General features: G+C 44.1%; 3 protein-coding genes. 1 reads left to right on the top strand and 2 read right to left on the bottom strand.

What is annotated here, in order from left to right; genetic code table 11:
- Positions 1-25: 25 nt before the first annotated feature.
- Positions 26-982: an IS110 family RNA-guided transposase gene (locus C6Y39_RS04600; protein WP_105930038.1), complete on the bottom strand. Its 957-nt coding sequence runs from the start codon at positions 980-982 to the stop codon at positions 26-28.
- A 363-nt stretch (positions 983-1,345) separates the two neighbouring features.
- On the opposite strand from C6Y39_RS04600, the gene C6Y39_RS04595 reads away from it, so the two are divergent.
- Positions 1,346-2,173, top strand: coding sequence for a DUF7946 domain-containing protein (locus C6Y39_RS04595; protein ID WP_105930150.1), 828 nt, complete (start codon positions 1,346-1,348; stop codon positions 2,171-2,173).
- A 423-nt stretch (positions 2,174-2,596) separates the two neighbouring features.
- Here the strand turns inward: C6Y39_RS04595 and C6Y39_RS04590 are convergent, their stop codons facing one another.
- Positions 2,597-3,751: an IS110 family RNA-guided transposase gene (locus C6Y39_RS04590; RefSeq protein ID WP_105930027.1), complete on the bottom strand. Its 1,155-nt coding sequence runs from the start codon at positions 3,749-3,751 to the stop codon at positions 2,597-2,599.
- Positions 3,752-3,859: the final 108 nt, after the last annotated feature.

Raw genomic sequence — 3,859 nt, 5'->3', positions numbered from 1 at the left:
TAACAAGAGACTATGGCGTCAATAGTTAATTTAAAGCCTTTGGCGCTTCCCACATCACACCATCTCTCAACATTGAATTCAGTACTATTACCATCTTTCTCACACAGGCAATCAAAGCCACCTTTTTAGGCTTTCCTGCGCTTACTAACTTACCGTAATAAGATTTAAATACAGGGTTTGATTGAATCGCCGACATCACAGCCATAAAGAGTACTGTTCTTACTTGGTGACGGCCACCTTGTATTTTCCGATGCCCTTTATACCGCCCACTTTCTTTGCTCATCGGTGCAACACCAACTAAGGCTGCTGCTTGTTTGTTCGTCATATAACCAAGCTCAGGTAGATTACTTATTATTGACGCAGCTGCGACTTTTCCAACACCATTCATGCTTTGAAGCAGTTGATCTTTCGCTTTAAATTCCGGCGTCAACTCAATCATCTTCAGGATTTTTTCTTCGACCTTTTTTATCTGATTACCCAAAGCCGTTAATATCGGTTTTATCGTCATCGCAAGGTCTTTGGGCATGATTTGAATTCTATTTTTTTCCATTGTTTGCATGGAAAGGAGTTGATTACGACGCGTGACTAAATCGCTCATAGCGCGCATGGCTTTTGGCTTCAGCTGAGTTAAGTCAGGTTTTATCACCTCACTAAAGTGCGCTATTAGTTTAGCGTCGAGCTTGTCAGTTTTAGCTCGCCGCCCTATCGCACCAGCAAATCGTTTTATGTGAACTGGATGGGCAATGACAAATGGAAGTTTTGCCTCAGCGCACGCCATTGCAAAAGGCATTTCTAATCTGCCCGTCGCTTCAACAACTATTCTTTCGGGCTGATATTTCTTGAGTTCGACAATCGCTTCTTTTATCCCTCTTTCATTGTTTTCTACACAGAAAAAGATATCCAAAGGCCGTATGTAAATATCAAGCTGTGATTTGCCAGTATCTACCCCAACGTTAATTTTTTGCTTTGTAATAGTGTTCATAATAAGCTGACTCTTGCTTGCATAATGCGGGTTCGAGACCCAGTAGACTATTCGAGTGTGGTGCTTGGAGTCCTATGAGGCGTTCTTTCTTGTTATCGGTCTCTCAATTGAGGAGCCAAAAATTAATCGAACTGCCAAATAGAAAGCTTTAGTTGCTGCTAAAGCCTGGGTCTCACATTACCCGAAATTGATGAAAAAGGATTTAAGTTAGGTGGGTAATTATCCATACAAAAAAATTAAGTCACTCACTTCGTTCGTTGGGACGCATACATGCGGGGCGGCTTCGCCATTATGCCCCACATGCCTGCGCCCCTTATTTAAAAGTTAGCTTTCAAATAGGAATATTTGCCACAAGGAGTAATCATGGCTTCCCCTAAGATAATAAAGTTCAAAATCTCGTACCACCATGGTGATGCTAACGATGGCAGATTAGATATGTACGATGCTTCTGTATCACTCCAAGGTTTTGCAAAAGCTCTGTCAATCACAACACATGCTTTGCTGAACGAAGGAGAGGTAAAAAAGCACGGTAACAAGGTTAGTGGTGCAAAAATTTATATTCATCCATCACGAAAAGGTAGCTTTGAGGAACTGATAGCTATTGCGGTTGAGCATCCAATTGCTACCTCTATCGGCACTAGCATCGTCGCAAACGTATTCTATGACCTACTCAAGTGGACATGGTCTAAAACGTTAGAACTAGATTACTCCCCTGAAACTCCTCATGTTAAGAGACTCGATGAACGGATTGAACCATTTATAGGCGAAATGGAAGAAGCCTTAGAAATACCTTTAGAGCAGGCACATAAACCAATTAAGCAATGTGAAGATATGGCGATAGTCATAAAGAGGCAACAGGTCGGCAATGTAATTAGGCTCGATTCTCAGACACTCAAGAGTGTTTCTATTAGAACAAATCCAAATTTGGAAACCGGAATTGTCGGCAATGTAACTCGTTACAATATATTATCCCCGTTTGGTAGGTTTTATGATGATAAGCTGGAACGCACTGTATCCTTTAAACTAGAAGATGAAGTTACTTCTGCTCAAAAACAACTGCTCACGTGGTCAATGCATCATGCGCAAAATGGTAATGGCGGCAAAATTAAGTTAAACGTGAAGCGGGTAACTTCAGCAAAAGGCGTATTAAAACGATACTTAGTTTATAAGGTTGAATCGGCAGAAAGCTAACAAACTGCTGTAGTCGCTCGCAGGCTCGCTGGGACGCAAACACATGGGCTGCGTCGCTTCGCTCCTAAATTTTAGCCCATGTGTTTCCGCCCCTAAGCAGGGCGTTGGTATGACTCCCTTTGTCAACCCTGAGCGAGTGCATCCCTGACATTCTTTCAGCCCATAATTAGCTTTGTTTCTCACTCATAATAAATTGAGCTAACGCACCGGATGAGGCAGTAATGTCGTCGGTTGGTATGCTGGTATTCGTAGGTTACTTATTCATTGAATAAGCAGAGCTGACCTTACATGTTCCGCCGTAGCACCTTCTCATCAGTCTAGGCTCGTGGATCAATCACCATTAAGTGATTGCCATCATAACGCCCTCGTAGGTTGTGCCACATCCCGCGGCCTGATCCGAATGCGTTAGCTCAAACTCGTTTATCATGCAGGTACACGGCTCAGTCTTAGTTTTGGATTAACCGGCGTAAGTACCACTTCCTTTGCAATAGCCCAGATGTATGCCGCCATTTCTCTAGCTATCGCGGTAATGATTAAATTGTAGTGCTTTCCCTTTTTACTCATGCGCTGATAGCGTTTGCACAAGCGAAGCTGTGCTTTCCAAGCGATATCGACGATGTCTTTAGGTAAGCCTTCCTGCCTTAACTGTAATTCAGTAGAGACGTTAGCCGGATAACGGTAGCTGTGCGCCCCCTCAATCAGTAAACGCCTTGCTCGACCATTTCCTGCTTTTGTAATGGCTCCTAAGTGTCGCTTTCCACCTGATGATTGTTCACTGGGAACTAAGCCCAGATAAGCCATGAGCTTTCTGGGATGGTCGAAGCGGTGTAAATCACCGAGCTCTGCCACCACACCAACAGCAACGAGCAATCGAACGCCTCGCATCGCCTGAACGGCTTTCACTACTGGGTAATAACGCCATTGGTGTACATGGTGGGTTAACTCATTGTCGAGCCTTTCCAGTCGCCGGATACGTTCCTCAATGGTTTGCAGTTGTTCCTGCAAGACAATTTGCTGGGCTGGATGAGGCAAAATCAGTTCGGTGAGCCAGCGAAGGTGTTTCTTCGACCAGTTGGCAGTGCCTTCATAACGTATGTTGTTGCGAAGTAATAAGGCTTTGAGTTGATACTTTGCTTCTTTTAAATCCTTCATTGCCGCTTCACGAGCACGTGATAAATCCCGAACCGCTTCATCTTCTGGCTCAGGCACATAGATAGGCGTGAGATCTTCGGACTTTAGTGACCTAACGAGTTTAAGCGCATCCCTGCGATCGGTTTTAATTCGCTCTCCTGGCTTTTTGGGAATAAGAGACGGAGCCACTACATAGCAACAATGCCCAAGACTGGTAATGAGACGATATATCCAGTAGCCACATGGCCCTGCTTCGTAAACAACGTGAAGTGTTGCGCCAGGATATTTAGATTCAAACTGGCGGAGCAGCTTTTTTACACTGACTTTGGAAGAAGGGATACGGCCGTAATGAACCGGACTCGCCCCGCGATGTTCCTCACAATATGCCACTTCATGGAATTCTTTGTGTGTATCCAACCCGATAAAAATCATGCTATGTTTGTTCATGCTAGCCTCCAAATGATTTAGTCTTAAGCAAACTAATTATGGCACTGGCTTTCAGCTAACCCACGAAAATGCGGAGGCTAGCATTTCACAGGGAGTCATTGTGTCTAG

The sequence above is a fragment of the Alteromonas gracilis genome (assembly GCF_002993325.1).
GTDB classification, from domain to species: Bacteria; Pseudomonadota; Gammaproteobacteria; order Enterobacterales; family Alteromonadaceae; genus Alteromonas; species Alteromonas gracilis.
This window is presented reverse-complemented; position numbering and strand designations above follow the sequence as displayed.

Coding starts and splice junctions, on each gene's coding strand:
- C6Y39_RS04590 (WP_105930027.1), bottom strand. CDS start 3,751: ATGAACAAACATAGCATGATTTTTATCGGGTTGGATACACACAAAGAA.
- C6Y39_RS04595 (WP_105930150.1), top strand. CDS start 1,346: ATGGCTTCCCCTAAGATAATAAAGTTCAAAATCTCGTACCACCATGGT.
- C6Y39_RS04600 (WP_105930038.1), bottom strand. CDS start 982: ATGAACACTATTACAAAGCAAAAAATTAACGTTGGGGTAGATACTGGC.